The sequence below is a fragment of the Fimbriimonadaceae bacterium genome (assembly GCA_019638795.1).
In the GTDB taxonomy this organism is placed as follows: Bacteria; Armatimonadota; Fimbriimonadia; order Fimbriimonadales; family Fimbriimonadaceae; genus JAHBTB01.
Map to the genome: position 1 here is coordinate 14,214 of JAHBTB010000003.1, position 20,238 is coordinate 34,451.

Genomic DNA, 20,238 nt, shown 5'->3' on the forward strand with positions numbered 1-20,238 from the left:
CGTAAGTAAGGCCAGGACCACGTGTAGACTGGTAGTAACTGACTGGCACATGGCCCGTCCCTTGGACATAGGAGTCCGATCTCTCATGAAGCGCACCCTCTATCTCGCGTTCCTTGCCGTGGCCCTCGGGTCACTGGCGACCGCCCAAGACGGCCGCGGTCGGAACAAGCAAGACCAGCGTTCGACGCCTCCCAGGCAGGAGCAACGGCGTGACACACCTCCGCCGCAGAGGGAGCAACGCAGGGAGACGCCCCCGCCGCCCCAACGGGAGCAGAGGCGCGAGACCCCTCCGCCGCCCCAGCGCGAGCAAAAGCGCGAAACCCCGCCGCCGCCTCGACGAGACGACACCGACCGCGACCGGTCCCCGTCACGCAACACGCCGCCACCGCCCCGCCGGGACGACGACGGCCGTGGACGCACGCCGGACCGCACGCCTCAACGCACCGACGACCAGCGACGCGGTTCGCCCCGGCAAGACGACCAACGCCAGGGCCGGAACACGCCTCCCCCGCCGACCCGAGACCGGACCTCCGGGTCGGTCCGCAACCTTCCCGACGTCCGCCGGGGGGGAGACCAACCGGGTAACACCCGAGGGGTCAACACGACCCATAACATGCCGGTCGACCGCACCGCACGGCGGCGACCGCTGACCCCTCCCCCGACCGTCGTCAACAGCAAGGTGACTAACCGGGCATGGCGCGAAGACCGGACCGTCCGGACGGTGCCCTACCGGAGCGGATACCACCATTACAACGACTCTTGGGTGGACTCTAACTTCTGCTACCCGTACTACGTGTACGACTTCAGCGACCGCTGTGCGCCGTCCCCCTGGTACTGGTACCCCCACCTACCTGCCTACGTCGCCGTGTCGCGGTGCCGGCCGACCGTGTCCGTGGTGTTCAACTTCGGTTGGGGCCTGCGGTACGACTACCGCCCGTACTACTACACCACGTTTGAACCTTCGCGGCTTGACGTGGCGGCCGACCGGATCGAAGACGCCTTTCGCCGCCGGGACTTCGACCGGTTCTCCTATCTGGTCGACCGCGGGGACTGGGTGCAGATCCAGGTAGAGAACGCCGACACCTACGACCTGCGGGGTGACGACTTCGCCGAGATGTTGCGCGACCTGATCGAGGAGACCCACACGCTCAGCTACAAGATCACCGACGTGCGCAGTTGGCGCGACGGGGCGTCGATCACCGCTCGGCACACCTACGTCGACTCGTGGGGGCGGCGCGAGGTCGTGGAGCACAGCTACGGCTTCCGCATGACCCGCGACGGCTACCGGGTCGTGTCGTTCCGTACCGACCATTTTTGAGACCCGTCCTCTCTCCGACCACGCCGGCCTGCACCATCATCGGTGCGGGCCGGTGGCTTGTCACCCGTGACTTCTTGTCTGCGGACGTAGCCGAGTGGCGTATGCTGGCACGGTGACAGTGGACGAACGGTTGTCAGCGACAGGCGCGGTGTGGCGCGGGACGCCGGTCGACCCTGCCGCCGCCCAGCGCCTCGTCCAGGAACTCGGCATCCCCGACATCGTGGCCCGGATCCTCGCGGGCCGAGGGTTGACCGACCCAGCCGACGCCCACCGGTTCCTCAACCCGACGGTCGACCAGTTCCATGACCCGCGGCTCTTGCCCGACTATGACCTGGCCGTCAAGGAGATCCTGGGGGCCAAAGAGCGCGGCGAGCGGATCTACGTCCATGGGGACTACGACGTGGACGGGGTCACCAGTGCGGCCCTGCTCACCAGGTTCCTGAAGAAGCTCGGCATGGACGTCGTCCCCCATGTGCCCCACCGCATGAAAGAGGGGTACGGCATCCACTTGGACGCCGTCCAGTGGGCCAAGGACCAAGGGTCGCAGCTGTTCCTCACATGCGACTGCGGGATTCAGGCCCACGACCAGATCAAAGCGGTCAACGAGGCGGGTATGCGCGCCGTCGTCACCGACCATCACGAGTTGGGCGACCGGTTGCCTGAGGCCGTCGCGGTCGTGAACCCCCACCGCCCCGAATCGCGCTACCCTTTCCCGGAGATCAGCGGCGTCGGCGTGGCGTTCAAGCTGTGCCTCGGCCTCTCCGACGAGCTGGGGATCAATCGGCGGCATTACCTCCGCGCCTACCTTGACCTGGCCGTCATGGGCACGGTGGCCGACGTCATGCCGCTGGTCGACGAAAACCGCGTGATCACCGCTTTGGGCCTCCCCGAACTTCGCGACAGCCGAAAGAAGGGCGTCCAGGCGCTGCTCAAGGTCATCGGGCTTCCCCCGCATGAACCCCTCACGGCCCGGCACATCGGCTTTCAAATCGGCCCCCGGATCAACGCGGTGGGCCGGATCGACGACGCCTGTTGGGCCCTTGACCTCCTCCTCACCGACGACACCCAAGAGGCGGAGTCACTCGCCCAAATGCTCGACCAGGCCAACTTGGACCGCCGAGGGCAACAGGACGCCGTGCTTGTCGAGGCCATCGAACAGGTCGAGGCCATGGAAGGCTTGCCCGGCGCCCTTGTCGTCAGCGGCCAAGCGTGGCATCCAGGTGTCGTTGGCATTGTGGCCGGCAAGCTTGTCGAGCGTTACCGTCGACCCACCTTTGTCATCGCCGTCGGCCAGGACGGTAAGGGCCGAGGCTCGGCCAGGTCCATCGAGGGCTACCACCTGAAGGACTCGATCGACGTCCACATGCCCATGCTCTTGGGGGGTGGGGGCCACGCGATGGCGGCGGGCCTGAGCATTGCCGCCGACCGGATCCCCGAGTTCGCGGGGGCGGTCGCGTCCCACGCGACGTCTATCCTCCGACCCGAAGACTTGTTGCCGACCGTCCACTACGACGCCGAAGCGACGATGGAGGAGGCCGGCCCGGCCGGCTATGCCCAGGCCGCCCAATTGGAGCCGTTCGGCAACGCCAACCCAGAACCGCTCTGGCTGGTCAAAGACGTGGAGGTGGCCGGAATCCGTCCGACCCGCAAGCCGGAGCATGTCATTTTGACCCTGGCCCAGAACGGCAAGAGGCGCAAGGCCATGGCCTTCGGGATCGGCGAATCGTTGCAGGGCGCCAAGGTCGGAGACCGCCTCGACGTCCTCGTCAAGATGGAAGTCTCCACCTACAACGGGACGTCAGAGTTCCGCTGGACGGTCGTGGATCACCGGCCCGCCGGCTGAACACCGACGACCACGTCGACCGACTTGACCATGGTCCCTCGCTTCAGGGTGAGCCTCATCGTGCTTCCCGGCTCCTGCTCGAAGAGCATTGACGCGAAGTGGGCGCCCGACTGGACAGGCACATCGCCGACCTTGAGCACAGTGTCGCCGCTGGCGAGCCCGGCCCGGGCCGCGCCGCCGTCCGGCTTGACCAACGTCAAAGTCACCTTGCCCTTCACCACCTCCCGGAACTCCACCCCGATATAGGGGTGCTTCACAAGGTGGTCGTCGGAGGAAAGGCCGGTGATGACCCGCTTGAGCACCTTCGGCCCCAGCACGTAGCCCACGGTCAGGCCCTGAGGGCCGAAGTTCTGGAGCAACTTCTGATACGCCTCGGGCGAAACGGTCAACGGCCGACCCGGGGTCGGCGCAGAAGTCTTGGCCGCCGGCGGCGCACCGGCACCGCCAAAGCCACCGCCGCCCCGCGGCCCCAGGCCGACGCCGAACTGGACCGTCGGGGCTCCCTGGGTCGCGCTAAGGACGCCGACTAACTCGCCCGACTGGGTGAAGACGACGGCACCGCCGATGAGCTCGGCGGTCGATTCCAGCCGCATCTCGTAGAGCGGGACAAACTGAGAGTTGGCCAACACGCCGGGACGACGGTTGTTCGTCATCTGCCCCGTCACCGGGCCACTGGCCGAGGCGGCCAGCAGAATCTCGTCCGGTCCGACCTCGTGGTCGACGACCGACGCCGGAGCGCGGCCGTCGCCGTCCCAGTTTTCCGCCTTGAGCAATGCAAGGTTGGTCACGGGGTCCTCGGCGACGACCTGGAGCTTCACCTGGGTCGGCCCGGAAATCGTGGCGTCCATCGTCTTGGACTGGACCGCGTTGCGACTGGCGATGAACGTGCCGTCCTTCCCGATGAGCACGGCAAAGCCGAGCCCGGCCCCGTGGGAGTCCTTGAGCACGGCGAGCGTCGTGGAGACCTTTGTCCACGCCGGGCGCTGGACACGGAGTTCCGCCTTCGAACGGGCCTGGCTGTCCGCCAGGACCGCAAGGCTAACCACCAAAGACGATATCACTGGCATGGTCGCTCTCGACGGCAAGGGCCGCACCGGTGCGGGGGTCGGTCTGGGGCTGGACGATCACAACCGGGCCTTCGGGCACCGAGGCGTCGTAAACCGTCGCGTCGGCCACGGTGGGGCGGGCGTCGGTCTCTTCGCCGCTGCCCTCTGCCTTAAGGCTCATCGTGGTCGGAGCCAGGGCGTCCTTGGACAGCCCCGCTTCAAAGGGCGGGGCGGCGATGGCTTGGCCAGTCGGACGAGACGTGCGGACCCGCCGATGGGACGGCTTGGGCACGGCCCGGTCCATCAGGCCGTTGACGGCGGCAGGATGCTCGACCGGTGCCGAGTCGGCCAGCAACTCGGGCCGCTTAGGCGCGGTGGCCAAGGGGGCCGTCGCCACTGGTTGGCTTTGTTCCGCTTTCTTTGCGGAAGTCGCGGCTGGAGGAGTGACGTCGGACGCGACGCGGACCTGGTCGGCGGCAGGTTGCCGCAGGAAGACCATGCCGACGGTGAGGCACGCCGCGGCGGCCAGGCCATGACCCCAGGTCAGGCGGAAGGGCACGCTCGTCCGGCCTGGCTTGACCCCTTGGGCCAAGATCGCCTGCCGCAAACGGTCGGTAGAGAGCTGGCAGGCCGGGACGTCGTCCAGTCCTCTCAGGCCCGTCCTCATCGCGGCGAACTCATCGAAGAGCGCCTTGGCCGCCGGGTCACGGCGTACCATTTCGTCGACGAAGGCCTGCTCACCGCGTTCGGCCTCGCCGAAGGCGGCCCGGACGATCATGTCGTGGTCTCGTTGGTTCACTTCGTCACCTGTTGGTCGCCCAAAAGCGGGGCGACGCGGTCGCGGAGGGCGCGGCGGGCGCGGAGGACGCGGAGTTTGGCGCCTCCCACCGTGCAACCCAGAATCTGGGAGATCGTGTCGTAGTCGAGTTCTTGGATGTCACGCATGACGATCACATTGCGGTGGTGCTCCGGCAGGGCCTCGATGCCCTGGCGGAGGGCGGTGGCCCTTCGGTCGCGCTCTAAACTGTCCACGGGGTCGTCGAGAGTCGAGGTGCCGACCGTCATCCAGGTCAGGGCGCCCGCGGCCTCTTGTTGTTCCAACTGGGTGCGTCGGTTGTGCATCCGTGCCCGGTCAGTGCCCAGGTTCGTGGCGATCCGCAACAACCAAGTCGTGAACTTGGCCTCGTCCCGGTAACGGTGGAGGTTCTGGTAGGCCCGGACAAAGACGTCTTGGACGATGTCTTCCGCGTCGTCCCGGCGGTTTGCCATCTGATAGGCAAACCGATAGACCAGGTTGCGATGGCGCTCGAACAACTGTTCGAACGCCCCGAACTCGCCGTTCCGAGCACGGGCCACCAGGGCCTCGTCGGAGTCTTTGTCGGCGTAGGCCGGAAGCAACACGCTTTTCACACCCACCAGTGGGAGGTCAAGCCGTAGGGCGTGCCTCGTATCCATGTTACACGGATCGGACGCCCCGGCATTCCCCGCGTTTCCTGTGGCGGGACCACGTTTCGCGCCCGGCACCGACAAACTGGCAGTCTTCACCGGCCCGCGGTCCAATTGCCTCAAGTCCACCGGCCACTTCGCCCAAACCCATGGTATCTTGAACCTGTATGGCGGACGAGCGACCGGGCGAACCGGATGATTTGGAGACCCCGCCGGCCTTCTTCCCTTATGGCGCCGAACCGGTCACCGAAGGTGAGGCGTTTGTCGGTTCCACTGTCCCCATCCTGTGCCAGGTCCAGGCGGTGTTCGCCGCCGAGACCAACCAGAGCATCCACCGCTACGTCCTTCTCACCGACGGCGAACGACAACTCCCGATCCTGATCGGCCAATACGAAGCGGCCGCGATCACCCTGCCCCTAGAAGGGCACACGCCTGACCGGCCGATGACCCACGACTTGATCAAGAACATCCTCGACAAGTTGGACGTCAAGGTCGAAAAGGTCGTCATCGACGATCTGTGGGGCAACACCTACTACGCCAAAGTCCATATGTTGGTCAATGGCGAGGACATCGTGATCGACAGCCGGCCCTCCGACGCGATCGCCCTGGCCGTCCGGTCGGACGCCCCCGTCTTCGTCGCCGACGGGATCCTTGAGCAAAGCGGGAACTAGGCCGTGTTGACGGCCCTCGTCGCCACGGCCGTCGGGCAAGCGCTACCGGCAGCCGACCTCAGGGAACTTCACTCCCTGGCCCAGACAGTCCTGAATGAGTCTCTTGTCCGGGCAGGCTCCTCCATTCCGGGCGGGCCGACCAACACCACAGGTCACGATTTGAGAGTCCCCGGCGGGACGCAAAGCTACTACCCCGCTTTCTGGGTCCGTGACGCCGCCATGATGCTCGGCGCCGACTTCGTCTCGGCGAAGGAGGTCGAGGGCTGGATCAAGGTCGTCGTGGCCGCCGGGACAGGGTCAAAATCGCTCCAGTTTCCCAACGGCATGGTCGTCCCACCGTATTCGGTACCCGACCACATCACCCTGAAAGGCGAAGCCTGCTGGTATCCGGGGGCCTATACCGACCAGGGTGTCGGAGCATTTGGCAAGTTGCCTCCGGCGGATGACGCCTTCTACTTCGTCGCCATGGTCGCCGAGCAAAGGCGTTTGGCCGGAAATGACAAGTTTCTGCTTTCGAGTGTCCGGTGCGGCGACGAGTCGATGTCGGTGCTCAGTTGGGCCGAAGCGGCCTTTGACTCGGTCAAGGTCGACCGTCCGACCGGCCTCGTCGTCTGTGACCCCGTCCTCACCCGGGTGGACTGGGGTTTCTGCGACAGTGTGCGCAAGACCGGGCTTTGCCTGTTTCCCTCCCTGCTCCGATGGCAGGCCGCCCGAGAACTCGCCCGAACGGGTTCGCATCGGTCTCACGACTTCGCCGCCGTCACCAAGAAGATCTCCTCTAGCATCCGCAAGACGTTCCTGGTCCCGTTGAAGCCCGACGAGGCCAAGTTGGTCTCGGCCACGGGGACTGGTGCCCAAGACGACATCTGGGGCTCAGCCTATGCGCTGTGGCTCGGCGTCTTGCCTCGGGCCGACGCTAACAAGGTGGCCCGGCACCTGCTCCGACTCTACCGGGCTGGCAAGATCACCGCCGCGGGACAAGTGCGCCACCTTCCGGCCGGAGACTATTGGGAGTCGGCGACCAGCGCCAAGGGGACGTACCAAAACGGAGGCTACTGGGCGACGCCGACCGGCTGGCTTGTCCGTGCGTTGGCGACCGTCGACAAGGCGGCTTCCCGTCAACTCTTGAGCGAGTACATGGCCCACCTCCGGGCCATGAAAGCCAAGGGAGCCCCGTTCGAGTGGTGCGACCCCGCCACGGGCAAGTATGTGAACGCCCGGTACGCGTCGTCGGCAGGTCTGGTCTATGTGGCCCTGACTACGCCCGAACCAAGGCCTCATTGACCTCGGACATATTCGGTGATCGACAGGCACAGAGCCTTGCCCGGGTCCTCGAACACGGGCAACGCCCGGGCGAGGGCCACGGCGGTGTCGATGCTCGTGACGCAAGTCACGCCGGTCTCGATGCAGGCCCGACGGATCCGCGCGGCGTCTGACCCCGCCTTCTGTCCCGGCCCCGGAGTGTTGATCATCAGGCTGACCTCTCCCTCGAAGAGGCGCTCCAGCAATGTCGGCGAGCCGTCTTGGATCTTGTTCAGCTTCTCGACCGGTACGCCCGCGGCGGCGATCTGCCGGGCCGTGCCCGGCGTCGCGGCGATTTTGTAGCCCCGGCTGTGTAGTTCGCGGGCGATGGCGGTGGCGGCGTCCTTGTCGGGGTCGTCGACGGTGATGATGACCTGGCCCTTGGGTTTGAAGACAATGCCGCTGGCCACCAGCGCCTTGTAGAGCGCGGCCTCAAAGGTGCGGTCGACGCCCAAAACCTCGCCGGTGGACTTCATCTCCGGCCCGAGGCTCGGCTCGACCCGAGCAAGCTTTTGGAAGCTGAAGACGGGGGCCTTGACAGCGTACAACGGTGGTTCCGGCGTCTCGACACCTCTCTCGGCCACCGCCTTCTCGCTCTGGACGACGCCAGCGGCGGTGCAACCCAGCCGGGTGCCGTCGCCGGGCCCCGGAAGGCGCGTCCAGAGGCCGCTCTCATAGCCCATCGACCGCAGGGACTCGCCCATCATGCAGCGGGTGGCCAGTTTCACCAGGGGAACCCCGGTGACCTTGCTGAGGTACGGGACGGTCCGGCTGGCCCGAGGGTTGACCTCAAGGACGTAGGCCACTTCATCGACGACGACGAACTGGATGTTCATGATCCCCTTCACGCCCAACTCGCGGGCGATCCGGCAGGCGCTGAGGACGATCTGTGCCTGGACGTCCCCGCTGAGCCTGACGGGGGGGTAGACGGCCATGGAGTCGCCGCTGTGGACGCCGGCCCGCTCGATGTGCTCCATGATCCCAGGCAAGAAGGTCTCTTCCCCGTCGCTGATGACATCGACCTCCGCCTCTGTGCCGGTGAAGTACTTGTCGACCAGCACAGGCTGGCCGGGGTTGGCGTCTTCCGCCTCCCGGTAAAAGCCTTGCAGGTGGTCCTCACTGTGGACGATCTCCATCGCCCGGCCGCCAAGGACAAAGCTGGGTCGGACGAGGACGGGGTAGCCGACTTCCTTGGCGACCTCCTGGGCTTCTTGTAGGCTCCGGACCGCGCGGCCCGGCGGCTTCGGAATGTCCAGCCTGGTGAGGAGCGACTCGAACTGGTCGCGGTCTTCTGCGGCGGCGATCGCTTCGGGGCTCGTCCCCAACACGCGGACTCCCGCGGCCTGAAGTTTGTCGGCGAGGTTGATGGCGGTCTGCCCGCCAAACTGCACGACGACTCCCACGGGGTCTTCGTGCTTGACGATCCGAAGGACGTCGTCCAGGGTCACCGGCTCGAAATAGAGGCCGTCGCCAGTGTCAAAGTCGGTGCTGACCGTTTCGGGGTTGTTGTTGAGGATGACGGCCCGGTACCCGGTCTCGCGGAGCGCCCAGACACAGTGGACACAGGAGTAATCAAACTCGATGCCCTGGCCGATGCGGATCGGCCCCGATCCGAGCACGAGGACGGTGGGCTTCATGGAGGTCGGAGCGGTTATACCATCGCGTCCGGCCTGGCTCAGGCACTGTGGCCCGTGCGCCGCACGGGCCACATCTCCTTGTCCCTAGCGGCGACGACGGGCCAAGAAGCCGGCCGCAGCGAGGCCCAAAAGGCTGACCGGCTCGGGGACCGCGTCCGTGTGGATCACAGCCGTGTAGTATCCGGTGTCTCCGCCCGGTTGCTGCCCCAATGGAGTGGTCCAGATAAGGCGTGCGGCGGCGTCGATCCCGGCCCCACCCGTGGCACCCCACGGGCCCGACCCGTTCGCACCGACGTCGACAGGCGACAGGTCGTTCACGCCGAAGCCGGTCAGGCTTGCCGTCCAGTCCGTCGTGTTCGTCAGAAGGTTCTGGGTCAGATTGCCAAACCAGAAGTCATTGTTGTCGATAGACGCCTCGCCCACGAGCATCGACGGGGCCCCAAAAGAGTCTCGCGCCCTGATGTGCAGGTAATTCGTCACGCCGTCGACCAAGGTCACCGACTGCTGGACGGGGCCAGTTTGCCAGGTGGAGTCCTCTTTCGTCAAAAAAGCCGTCCCGGCCACCGAGTCGTCGGTGGACAGATAAGCGGTCAGAAAGTCGTCGGCGTTGGCTCTCAGGGTCAGCGTGGTGGCAGACGACACGGCCGCAATGCTGACGGCCGCGGCAATCAACAGGATGTTCCTCATATGTTCCTCAGCGAAAAGCATAAGCCGTGTCCGTGACACGGCTTCCTCTCCCGACTCACGTTATACACTCACGGACTGCTTGGCGACGGCGGGACCTGCATGATTGCAAACATGACCAGCATTTCTGCTGGCCATGTCGCGCAACCTAGCAAGTGCCGGTCACTTCTCTTCTTTGAACTCCGCGTCGATGACGTCCTCGCCCTTCGCACCGGCGCCGACCCCTGCCTCGACCTTGTCCTCGGCCTGGCCCTCGGCGGCGCTGGACTCATAGAGCTTCTTCGAGATCTCGTGGAACTCGGTCTCCAGGGCGTCCTTGGCCGTCTTCATGCCGTCGGCGTCCTGCCGTTCGACCGCCTGCTTCAAGTCCTGCACCTTTTCTTCGATGCGGGCGCGGTCGGTCTCGCTGACCTTGTCCCCGAGTGACTTGAGCGTCCGCTCCGTCTCGCCCACCAACTTGTCGCACTCGTTCTTCAACTCAGCGGCCTCTCGAGCCCGGTTGTCGATGTCCGAGTTGGCCTCTGCTTCCTTGACCATGCGCTCGATCTCGTCCTTGCCCAGGTTGCCCGAGCCGGTGATCGTAATCTTCTGCACCGCTCCGGTCGCCTTGTCCTGCGCGGTCACGTTGAGGATGCCGTTGGCGTCAATGTCCAGCGTTACCTCGACCTGAGGCACCCGGGCGGGGGCGGGCGGGATACCGCTCAGATTGAACTGGCCCAGCGACTTGTTGTCCTTCGCGAGCGGGCGTTCGCCCTGCAGGATGTGGATCGTCACCTCGGTCTGGTTGTCGGCCGCGGTGGTGTAGATGCGGCTCTTCTTCGTCGGGATCGTCGTGTTGCGCTCGATCAGCCGGTCAAAGATGCCGCCCTGCGTCTCGACGCCCAAGCTCAGCGGGGTCACGTCGAGCAGAAGGATGTCGCGCACGTCGCCTCCGAGGACACCGGCCTGGATGGCCGCCCCCACCGCGACGACCTCGTCCGGGTTCACGCTCTTGTTGGGCTCCTTACCCGTCATCTTTTGGACGAGCTCCTGGACCATCGGCATGCGGCTCGACCCGCCGACGAGGATGACCTCGTTGATGTTCTTGAGGTCGATCTTTGCGTCGTCCAGCGACCGGGACACCGGCCCCTTGATCCGCTCCAGGAGGTCGCGGCACAGATCCTCGAACTTGGCCCGGGTCAGGTTCATCTCCAGGTGCACGGGCTCGTTGTCGATCGCGGTGATAAACGGCAGGTTGATGTCCGTGCTGACCGCGCTGCTGAGTTCGATCTTTGCCTTCTCGGCGGCTTCCCGCAGGCGTTGCAACGCCTTGCTGTCCTTGCGCAGGTCGTTGCCGTGCTGCTTCATGAACTCGGTGGCGAGCCAGTCCACGATCTTTTGGTCGAAGTCGTCACCGCCCAAGTGGCTGTCGCCGGCGGTCGACTTGACCTCAAAGACGCCGTCCCCGACGTCAAGGATCGATACGTCGAACGTGCCACCGCCCAAGTCGAAGACCAGGATCGTCTCGTTGGTCTTCTTGTCCAGCCCGTAAGCCAGCGACGCCGCGGTCGGCTCGTTGATGATCCTCAGTACCTTCAGGCCGGCGATCTCACCCGCGTTCTTTGTCGCGGTGCGCTGGCTGTCGTTGAAATAGGCCGGGACGGTGATGACCGCTTGGTCGACGGTGTCTCCCAAATAGGCCTCGGCGTCTGCCCTCAACTTCTGCAAGATCATCGCGGAGATCTCCTCCGGCGTGAAGTCTTTGTCGACAGCAGGCACATGGACGGCCGCGTTGCCGCGCTTGTCCTTGATGACCTTGTAGCTGACCTTCTTGGCCTCGTCCTGGACTTCGTCCAGCTTGTGGCCCATAAAGCGCTTGATGCTGGCGATGGTGTTGCCCGGATTGGTGACGGCCTGACGCTTGGCGGTGACGCCGACAAGACGTTCGCCGTTAGCCCGGAAACCGACCACGCTCGGCAATGTCCGAGTCCCCTCGGCGGTCGAGATGACGGTGGGCTCGCCACCTTCCATCACGGCGACCACACTGTTGGTGGTGCCCAAGTCAATTCCTACAACGCGTCCCATGGTGTCTTTCTTGGCTCCTCAGATTCACCCGGCCACTCTGATTAGCAAGTGGCTTGAGTCTCTTAGACTAAGGTAACGCCGATTCTACCCGTCGCGTTGCACGGGCCGGGACGTTTTGAGACGGACGGGCTAGCAGGCTCGACGGCGGAGCCACCAGGCTCCCGCCAGCAGGGTCGCCGCCCAAAGGTGCGGTTCAGGGACGGGGCTCGTCCTGACGTCCACGTTCGTGATCGCCAAGTCTCCGCCGCTGACCAGCGAGAGACGGATTCCATGGATGTCGACGGCGTCGCTCACGACGCCCAGATAGGGCGCTTCACCCAGCTCGGCCCCGTTGTTAAACCCGCTGGCGACAAACGTCGCCAGCACCGCGTCACCCTCGCCAAGGGCCTCGATCTTGGCGACATAGGCCCCCGGATCGGCGGCGCCGACGGAGGTCCCCAGCCCGCCGACCGGCTTGGACATGCGGAAGGTGAGGCTTGACGAGTTGCCCGCCGTCCACAACAGGGCGGCACCGGCGGCAAAGTCGCCATGCCAAGTGTCGCCTTCGTCCTGCCGTTCAACCGCCCCGGTGCCTGAAACCGTGCCCATGAGCGAAGACGGGCCGTAACTTCCCCGCACTTGCAGGCTGACGCCGTCGGGGTATCGGCTGCCGGGCCGCCCTGCCTCGGCGACGTCATAGAGCCCGTTGGGAGCCAGTTCCGTCCTGGAGCCCATGAAGTAGACCGAGCCGTACGACAACGTGGCGGCGAGGGCAAAGACGACGGAGAATGCGGTTCGGTCCATGGGTTCCCTTTCTGTGGCACCAGCAGGGCGATGCCACAGAAAATTGTCGGGAGCCTGACCACCAGAGTCATACGGGTAAATCACGTCTGAGGCCCTGGCAAGACCGCGGGTGCCCGCAATCCCGCACAAATACGGGGACAGTAAAGGGCCCTGGACAACTGTCCAGGGCCCGGCTTTTCGGCGTTGGTCGGTCCGACCTTACTTGCGCTTGCGGCGGAGGAGAGCCAGGGCACCGAGGCCCAGGGCGCTCATTGTGGCCGGCTCGGGGACCGGCGAGCAGCAGGCGTAGCTGACGCGGTTGATCGCGAAGTCACCAAGGTCGTCCATCACGATGGTGACGTGGTGGATGTCCCCGGCGTCGCTATGCACGCCGACAAACAGGGCGCTGTTGTCAGCATCTGGCGTCACGTTTCCGTTGACATGAAACGAACCCAGCACGTTGTCAAGCCCGTCATAGGCCGTCAGCGTCGCGCCAAACGCACCGTATTGGTTGCGGTCGACCTGGAAGCCCACGTCATTGCAAGTCTTCGCCCCAGTCAGGGTGACCCCCGTACGTCCCAAATAGTACAGCAATGCGTCGCCGGGGGCAAAGTCGCCATACCAACTGGCAGACTGGGTACGGCGTTCAAAGGTGCCCGGGGCAGAGATCAGGACGTCAAACGGGGTGCCGTGGGTCGAAATGGTGAACGACGAGGGGGCCGCCGTATTGTCCGGGCCAAGGTCGGCCCAGTCGATGTAGTCGGTCTCGGTGATTTGGGCGCGGCTCGTCAACAAGGTGACGCTACCGAAAGCTTGCGCGGCTAAGAGGCCGAGACAGGCCAAACTGATGATTCTCTTCATTACTACTCTCCAATCCAAGACGCAGACAACTCTGCATCACCGCAAATCCTACACAGTCATCTTGTCTGTAATCGACAGTAAACGCGGAACTCTCGTATGTCTACGGTCTCGTTCCGGTATTGTTGTCAGCAACACTCGTCTATCTCTTAAACCAAACACGGCCCCCGGACTCTCGTCCGAGGGCTGTGTCGAGCAGCCGTAGGCCGCCTTACTTACGCTTGCGGCGGAGGAGAGCCAAGGCACCGAGGCCCAAGGCGCTCATCGTGGCCGGCTCGGGGACCGGGCTGCAGCAGCTATACGACACGTGGTCGACGGCAAAGTCTGTGCCTGCATTGTCCGTGATCCACACCTTCACCGAGTGGATGTCACCCGTGTCGCTGTGGACGCCGATGAACGGGGTGACCCCGTCGGCCCCGGAGACGCCGGCGACTGAGACCTCACCGAGCGACTGGCCAAGGCCGTCGAACGCCTCCATGTGGGCGGTGAAGGCACCGAAGAAGTTCGCGTCGACGTCCATCCCGACGTCGTTGCACGTCTTGGCCCCGGTCAAGGTCAACGCCTCGTCCCCATAGAGGAGCGGCTCGCCGGCCGGAAACCCGGTCGCCCATGGATTGCCCATGTCGGTCCGCTGCAGGTCCTGGCCTTGGACGTGGACGTCAAACGGCGTGCCGTGGGTGCTCAGGACGAAGTCGTCGCCCGGAATGGTCCCCGTCGGGCCGAGGTCCTCCCAGCGCAGGTCGTCGGTGGCGGCAATGTCGCCGCGGCTCGTGACCAAGGTCACTCCGGCAAAGGACTGGCTCGCGACGACGGCGAGACCAAGGATGGTCAAGGTCTTGTTCATTTTCTATCTCTCTCCAAGAATCAGCCACCGATCAAGTGGCACGGGAAAAAGTGTACGGCCCCATGCGTGCCAATCAGTATCAAGCTTTTATAATCTAGCATTTGATTAACTCATAGCCCGGCAACTAAACCAGTAGTCCGGTAAATGAAGGACCCCTGGGCGACGCCCAGGGGCCAACACTATTGCCAGGGCTTAAAGCCTTAGCTGTTCTTCTTGCGGCGGAGGAGGGCCAGGGCACCGAGGCCGAGGGCGCTCATCGTGGCCGGCTCGGGGACCGGGTTGCAGCAGCTGTACGACACGTGGTCGACGGCAAAGTCCGTGCCCCCGTTGTCGGTGATCCACACCTTGACCGAGTGGATGTCGCCCGCGTCGCTGTGGACGCCGATGAACGGGGTGACCCCGTCGGGTCCGGAGACACCGGCCACCGAAACGGAACCGAGCGACTGGCCAAGGCCGTTAAACGCCTCCATGTGGGCGGTGAACGCACCAAACGAATTGGCATCGACGTCCATGCCCACGTCGTTGCAGGTCTTCGAGCCGGTCAGGGTCAGCGACTCAGCGGTGTACAGCAAGGGCTCACCGGCCGGATAGCCAGTCGCCCAAGTCGTGACTCCGTCATAACGGACCACGCTCTGGCCCTGGACGTGGACGTTGAACGGCGTGCCGTGGGTGCTCAGGACGAAGTCGTCACCAGGAGCCGTGAACTCGGGGCCGAGGTCCTCCCAGCGCAGGTCGTCGGTGGCGGCGATGTCACCGCGGCTCGTGATCAGGGTCACGCCAGCGAAAGCTTGGCTAGCAACGACGGCGAGGCCAAGAATGGTTAAGGTCTTCTTCATTTCGATCTCTCTCCAAGAAACCGCCACCAGGTCGGGTGGCACGGCAGGTACTTTACGGCACGACGGCATGCCAATGAACCTGTTAATCCATCAGTCAGGTAAATGTCGAAGTGAAGTTAAGTACTTTGACTGGCCCAATGTCGAGAACAATGGCCCCTGGACAGATCCAGGGGCCCGTATGTTTTCTAGTGCCCTAAGGCCTTAGCGGCTCTTCTTTCTGCGGAGAAGGGCCAGGGCGCCGAGGCCCAAGGCGCTCATCGTGGCCGGCTCGGGGACCGGGTTGCAGCAGCTATACGTGACGTGATCGACCGCGAAACCTGTTCCGGGACTCCCGGCGTCGTCAGTCGTCCAAACCTTGACCGAGTGGATGTCGCCTGCGTCGCTGTGGACGCCGATGAACGGCGTGACCCCGTCGAAACCGGAGACACCGGCGACCGAAACCGAACCGAGCGACTGGCCAAGGCCGTTAAACGCCTCCATGTGGGCCGTGAAATTGCCAAACGAATTGGCGTCGACGTCCATGCCCACGTCGTTGCAGGTCTTCGCGCCGGTCAGGGTCAGCGACTCGGTGCTGTAAAGCAAGGGCTCACCAGCCGGAAAGCCGGTCGCCCATGGATTGCCCATGTCATACCGGACCACGCTCTGGCCCTGGACGTGCACGTCGAACGGCGTGCCGTGGGTGCTCAGGACGAAGTCGTCACCGGGAACCGTGTAAGCTGGGCCGAGGTCTTCCCAGCGCAGGTCGTCGGTGGCGGCGATGTCACCGCGGCTCGTGATCAGGGTCACGCCGGCGAAAGCTTGGCTAGCAACGACGGCGAGGCCAAGGATGGTTAAGGTCTTCTTCATTTCGATCTCTCTCCAAGAAACCGCCACCAACTCAGGTGGCACGGCAGGTACTTTACGGCACAACGGCATGCCAAAGGTGCCTTTGATTCAATAGTCCGGTAACTGTTTTAGTACATCACCGTAATTTGACTAGACCAAATGTCCGTGACGAACACAAAGGCGGGCCCCTGGACATGTCCAAGGGCCCGCTTGTTTGTCCGCGCCTAGTGTCTTAGGCGTTCTTTTTGCGGCGAAGAAGGGCCAGGGCGCCGAGGCCGAGAGCACTCATCGTGGCCGGCTCAGGCACCGGGTTGCAGCAGCTGTAGGTCACGTGGTCGACGGCAAAGTCCGTGCCCCCGTTGTCGGTGATCCACACCTTGATCGCGTGGATGTCGCCGGCAAGGCTCCGCACGCCGATGAACGGGGTGACCCCGTCGGGTCCGGAGACACCGGCCACCGAAACGGAACCGAGAGACTGGCCAAGGCCATTGAACGCCTCCATGTGGGCGGTGAACGCGCCGAAGTGGTTCGCGTCGACGTCCATGCCGACGGCGTCGCAGGTCTTTGCCCCGGTCAGGGTCAGCGACTCGGCGGTGTATAGCAAGGGCTCACCGGCCGGATAGCCGGTCGCCCAACTCGTGACTCCGTCATAACGGACCACGCTCTGGCCCTCGACGTGGACGTCGAACGGCGTGCCGTGAGTGCTCAGGACGAAGTCGTCACCAGGAGCCGTGAACTCCGGGCCGAGGTCTTCCCAGCGAAGGTCGTCGGTGGCCGCAATGTCACCACGGCTCGTGATCAGGGTGACGCTGGCGAAAGCCTGGCTCGCCACGACGGCGAGGCCAAGGATGGTTAAGGTCTTCTTCATTTCGATCTCTCTCCAAGAATGCCGCCACCTTAGTGGGTGGCACAGCGAGGAATGTACGACACTTATCCATGCCAATGGACCGCATAGAACCGGAGTCCCGCATTTATCTCGTCCAATTCTCGCATTTCCACTGACTCTTAGTGGCTTACAGATAGTTCACACATCCACTATGGTTTGTCATTTAGACAAAACATGAACTATTGTCACTGAAGCAATAACAAGGACGCCCCCGGAGAACTTCCGGAGGCGTCCGTCACTGAGGCCGCGAGAACGCTCAGGCCTTCTTCATTCGGCGGCGCAGAAGGCCAGCGACGCCCAGCGCGAGGGCCGACATCGAGGCGGGTTCGGGCACCGCGTTGCAACCGGCGAAGCTCACCCGGTCGACGGCGAAGTCTTCGCCGCCGAGCACTTCGATTTTCACCGAAAGGATGTCGCTGATGTCGCTGTGAGCGCCAAGGAAAGCGAGCGACCCCGCTTGGTACTGGCTGTCACCGTTCACGTCAAATGAGCCGATCTGCTGGTCGAGGCCGTTGTAGACCGTGATGCGGCCAGTGAAAGCCCCGTAGGAATCGGCTTGGATGTCCATTCCGACGTCCTGGACAGTCTTGGCAAAGCGCATGACCATCGCTCCAGGCGTGTCCTGCGTCCAGAGCAGAGCCTCACCGCTGGCAAAGTTGCCGGCCCAACCGTTGTCTTGGTCCCGGCGCTCCATTGTCTGGCCGGGTCCGGTCACTTTGACGTTGAACACGTCACCGTGGGTGGCGATGTTCGCGGGGGAGTTGACGACCGTGAATGAGGAGCCCATGTCGCTCCAGTCGATGTAGGCCTGCTCGGTGATGGCACCGCGGTTCATGATCTGCGTCACGGCAGCCATTGAAGTGCTGGCGGCGACGAGAAGGCCAGAGAGGGCAAGGATGCGTTTCATTTCTTGTTTCACCTGATATGGGGCCCAGGTGGGTCGACGCCCTCCTGCGCATGGACAAGGAAGGGCAGGTGTCGTGCCAACGCGCACGGTGACAAGAAATGCAAGGAGAACTGCGTGGGCAGAAGAGACCTCCCCGGCCGCCGGGCCGGAGAGGTTGTGGAGGCCAGGCTCAGGCCCGGCGGCGGCGGACGACGAGTCCCGCGACACCGAGGGCGAGGGCCGACATGGAAGCGGGTTCGGGAACCGCGTTGCAACCGGCGAAGCTCACCCGGTCGACGGCAAAGTCGTCGCCGCTGAGGACCTCGAGCTTCACCGAAAGAATGTCGCCAAGGTCGCTATGTGCTCCGACAAACGCCAGGGTGCCCGTGCCAAGTTGGTTGTCACCGTTCACATCGAACGAGCCGATCTGCTGGTCAAGTCCGTTGTAGACGGTGATACGGCCCGTGTAGGCGCCGAAGGCGTCGGCCTGGATGTCAAGACCGACATCTTGCACGGACTTCGCCAGGCGCAAGACCAACGCACCAGGGGTGTTCTGAGTCCAGAGCAGGCTGTCGCCCGGATTGAACTCACCAAACCAGCCGCTCCCTTCGTCGCGGCGCTCCATCGTCGCACCGGGGCCGGTGACCTGGACGCTGAAGACGTCGCCGTGCGTCATGATGGCTGCGGGCGAATTGACCACGGTGAACTCGGGTCCAAGGTCGCTCCAATCGATGTAGGCCTGTTCGGTGATGTCACCGCGGCTCATGATTTGGGTGACCGCAGCCAGCGAAGTGCTCGCGGCCAAGAGAAGGCAAGATAGGGCAAGTACGCGTTTCATAACTAGTTTTGGGTGGGGGTCGGACGCGACGATGGTCTCACCGTCTGCGTAAGGGTCAGGTCAGGGGACCGGCGTGTCAGGACAGACCGGTCAAGAGACAAGGCTTTGGCCCCGCCCGAAGACGGGGCCTCATTGGAGAGAGCCTCAGCTCTTGCGCTTGCGGCGCAGAGCGAGGAGGCTGGCCGAACCAAGGACGACCATGGTGGCCGGCTCAGGCACGGGGGCGCAGCACTCGATTGACACATGGTCAAACGCAAAGTCCAAGGGAAGGGCGTCGTTGACCGGCGTGATGTTGACCCCGAAGGTGAGGATCGTGTTCCCGTCGTTGCGAACACCGACAAACACCTTGTCGTCGTCAATGTCACCCGTCGAGAAGCTGCCGAGGAGGTTCCCCAGGCCGTCCCATGCCGCGACTTCAACGCGATACGGCGCGATGAAGTTGCGCTCAACGTCAAGACCGATCGCCTGGGCGGACTTCGCCAAGGTGAAGTACACGGGGCCGTCGGCGTTGGTCTTGAGCAGGTCTTCACCCGAGTCAAAGTTGCCGAACCAGCTCGAGTCTTGGACCAGGCGAGACATATCGGACGGGGCGTCGATGCGGACGTCGAAGACGTCGATACCCGTCGTCGTCCCGATCGATCCGCTCGGGACGACCGTGCTCTCAGGCCCAAACTGCCCAATGCCGAGGTCAGCGGTCGGCGCCATCTGGCTCCGGTCGGTCAGCAGGGTCAAGCTCGCAAAGGCCTGCGAGCCCAATACGGCCGTCATTGCGGCCACAAGAATGTACTTTTTCATGTTCCTCTCCACCGTCCCCCAAACGTAGGTAATTGAACGGTACGGCAAGTATGATGGCCCGTACTCTTGCAACGGTATGAATCAGGTCTCAACCCAGTATTTCTGCAAATGCAAACTGGTATTTACTACCAGGTATTTATGCCGTGTTCAGGCATATTTGCGGGTAATGAACCGCACTCTTGCAGGCTAGCAAACTGTGATAGGGGATTCTGTCGTGAGGTCGACTAGGGAGTACTGACAAACAGACTGGGCCATTCTTCATCATCAGATAGACCCAGTTCTTCTGGTGCGGAGACCACCGCGATGAAAGTCGCTTCTAGCTCTTCGTCGTCCCTCATGATGCGGTCGTAACTCTCTCCACCGAACGGCGGGTACCGTTCACCACTCCGCTTGATGATCGCCCGTCCGGCCTTCACCTTGGCCTTCTCGACCACGTCGCTCAGCTCATGGTCGCCCACAATGCGCAGCAGGGCGTCAGTGCGGTCGGGAAGGACGCACAGACAGAGGTAGTCGGCTCCCTTCCGCTCGGCTCGGAGCAGGGCCACGAAAAGCTCGTGACACTCCGGTCCGGTCAGTTCGCGCTTGTGCTTGAAGGCGACGTGATAGGTCACGCCTTCGGCGCGCCAATGCGGCCAGCGGCCCTGCCACACCTCGAAGCCCTTCCACCGCGCCATCCCAGCCTAGGCTACCGCCACAC

Annotated in this window: 20 protein-coding genes; 4 read left to right on the forward strand and 16 right to left on the reverse strand. The window is 64.0% G+C overall.

All coding sequences use genetic code 11. The annotated features are described in order from the left end of the window. The first annotated feature begins 85 nt into the window (after window positions 1–85). Together KF857_05065 and recJ are read left to right on the forward strand one after the other, a co-directional pair. Window positions 86–1,318, forward strand: a complete 1,233-nt coding sequence (locus tag KF857_05065) for a hypothetical protein (GenBank protein MBX3111361.1) — start codon at window positions 86–88, stop codon at window positions 1,316–1,318. A 118-nt stretch (window positions 1,319–1,436) separates the two neighbouring features. Beyond that, the gene (gene recJ / locus KF857_05070) at window positions 1,437–3,161 is read left to right on the forward strand and encodes a single-stranded-DNA-specific exonuclease RecJ (protein ID MBX3111362.1); all 1,725 of its coding nucleotides are present in this window, start codon (window positions 1,437–1,439) and stop codon (window positions 3,159–3,161) included. On the opposite strand, the gene KF857_05075 is transcribed toward recJ, so the two are convergent. The 3 genes from KF857_05075 to KF857_05085 are packed head-to-tail and all read right to left on the reverse strand — an operon-like array spanning window position 3,143 to window position 5,617. Beyond that, window positions 3,143–4,207 (reverse strand): PDZ domain-containing protein, encoded by a 1,065-nt coding sequence (locus KF857_05075; GenBank protein ID MBX3111363.1) that lies wholly within the window; start codon window positions 4,205–4,207, stop codon window positions 3,143–3,145. The genes recJ and KF857_05075 overlap by 19 nt on opposite strands. Beyond that, complete coding sequence (locus KF857_05080; GenBank protein MBX3111364.1) at window positions 4,200–5,006, reverse strand: hypothetical protein; 807 nt, start codon at window positions 5,004–5,006, stop codon at window positions 4,200–4,202. Before KF857_05080 ends, KF857_05075 begins: the two co-directional genes overlap by 8 nt. Beyond that, complete coding sequence (locus KF857_05085; GenBank protein MBX3111365.1) at window positions 5,003–5,617, reverse strand: sigma-70 family RNA polymerase sigma factor; 615 nt, start codon at window positions 5,615–5,617, stop codon at window positions 5,003–5,005. The genes KF857_05080 and KF857_05085 overlap by 4 nt, the downstream gene beginning before the upstream one ends. 203 nt (window positions 5,618–5,820) lie before the next feature. Here KF857_05085 and KF857_05090 point away from each other — a divergent pair, with 203 nt between their 5' ends. Together KF857_05090 and KF857_05095 are read left to right on the forward strand one after the other, a co-directional pair. Then, window positions 5,821–6,324 carry a bifunctional nuclease family protein gene (locus KF857_05090; GenBank protein MBX3111366.1) on the forward strand — a complete coding sequence of 168 codons (504 nt, stop codon included), beginning with the start codon at window positions 5,821–5,823 and terminating at the stop codon, window positions 6,322–6,324. Between the two features lie 3 nt (window positions 6,325–6,327). Then, complete coding sequence (locus tag KF857_05095) at window positions 6,328–7,608, forward strand: hypothetical protein (protein ID MBX3111367.1); 1,281 nt, start codon at window positions 6,328–6,330, stop codon at window positions 7,606–7,608. Here the strand turns inward: KF857_05095 and carB are convergent. The 13 genes from carB to KF857_05160 form a co-directional block, all read right to left on the reverse strand. Further along, window positions 7,602–9,263, reverse strand: coding sequence for a carbamoyl-phosphate synthase large subunit (gene carB, locus KF857_05100; GenBank protein MBX3111368.1), 1,662 nt, complete (start codon window positions 9,261–9,263; stop codon window positions 7,602–7,604). The two genes, KF857_05095 and carB, sit on opposite strands and share 7 nt — an antisense overlap. Before the next feature lie 84 nt (window positions 9,264–9,347). Beyond that, window positions 9,348–9,950: a PEP-CTERM sorting domain-containing protein gene (locus tag KF857_05105; GenBank protein ID MBX3111369.1), complete on the reverse strand. Its 603-nt coding sequence runs from the start codon at window positions 9,948–9,950 to the stop codon at window positions 9,348–9,350. Window positions 9,951–10,109: 159 nt separating this feature from the next. Further along, complete coding sequence (gene dnaK / locus KF857_05110) at window positions 10,110–12,011, reverse strand: molecular chaperone DnaK (protein ID MBX3111370.1); 1,902 nt, start codon at window positions 12,009–12,011, stop codon at window positions 10,110–10,112. Between the two features lie 129 nt (window positions 12,012–12,140). Further along, on the reverse strand, window positions 12,141–12,794 hold the full coding sequence (locus KF857_05115) for a hypothetical protein (GenBank protein MBX3111371.1): 654 nt from the start codon (window positions 12,792–12,794) through the stop codon (window positions 12,141–12,143). Window positions 12,795–12,992: 198 nt separating this feature from the next. Next, on the reverse strand, window positions 12,993–13,634 hold the full coding sequence (locus KF857_05120) for a PEP-CTERM sorting domain-containing protein (GenBank protein MBX3111372.1): 642 nt from the start codon (window positions 13,632–13,634) through the stop codon (window positions 12,993–12,995). A 208-nt stretch (window positions 13,635–13,842) separates the two neighbouring features. After that, the gene (locus KF857_05125) at window positions 13,843–14,475 is read right to left on the reverse strand and encodes a PEP-CTERM sorting domain-containing protein (GenBank protein MBX3111373.1); all 633 of its coding nucleotides are present in this window, start codon (window positions 14,473–14,475) and stop codon (window positions 13,843–13,845) included. Between the two features lie 200 nt (window positions 14,476–14,675). Further along, complete coding sequence (locus tag KF857_05130) at window positions 14,676–15,311, reverse strand: PEP-CTERM sorting domain-containing protein (protein MBX3111374.1); 636 nt, start codon at window positions 15,309–15,311, stop codon at window positions 14,676–14,678. Window positions 15,312–15,512: 201 nt separating this feature from the next. Further along, window positions 15,513–16,157 (reverse strand): PEP-CTERM sorting domain-containing protein, encoded by a 645-nt coding sequence (locus KF857_05135; protein MBX3111375.1) that lies wholly within the window; start codon window positions 16,155–16,157, stop codon window positions 15,513–15,515. A 211-nt stretch (window positions 16,158–16,368) separates the two neighbouring features. Beyond that, the gene (locus tag KF857_05140) at window positions 16,369–17,004 is read right to left on the reverse strand and encodes a PEP-CTERM sorting domain-containing protein (protein ID MBX3111376.1); all 636 of its coding nucleotides are present in this window, start codon (window positions 17,002–17,004) and stop codon (window positions 16,369–16,371) included. Window positions 17,005–17,278: 274 nt separating this feature from the next. Further along, a complete protein-coding gene (locus tag KF857_05145) occupies window positions 17,279–17,929 on the reverse strand; it encodes a PEP-CTERM sorting domain-containing protein (protein MBX3111377.1) in 651 nt (216 codons plus the stop codon). Window positions 17,930–18,098: 169 nt separating this feature from the next. After that, window positions 18,099–18,746 carry a PEP-CTERM sorting domain-containing protein gene (locus KF857_05150; GenBank protein ID MBX3111378.1) on the reverse strand — a complete coding sequence of 216 codons (648 nt, stop codon included), beginning with the start codon at window positions 18,744–18,746 and terminating at the stop codon, window positions 18,099–18,101. A 144-nt stretch (window positions 18,747–18,890) separates the two neighbouring features. After that, complete coding sequence (locus tag KF857_05155) at window positions 18,891–19,541, reverse strand: PEP-CTERM sorting domain-containing protein (GenBank protein ID MBX3111379.1); 651 nt, start codon at window positions 19,539–19,541, stop codon at window positions 18,891–18,893. Between the two features lie 224 nt (window positions 19,542–19,765). After that, window positions 19,766–20,215, reverse strand: a complete 450-nt coding sequence (locus KF857_05160) for a hypothetical protein (protein ID MBX3111380.1) — start codon at window positions 20,213–20,215, stop codon at window positions 19,766–19,768. Window positions 20,216–20,238 lie beyond the last annotated feature (23 nt).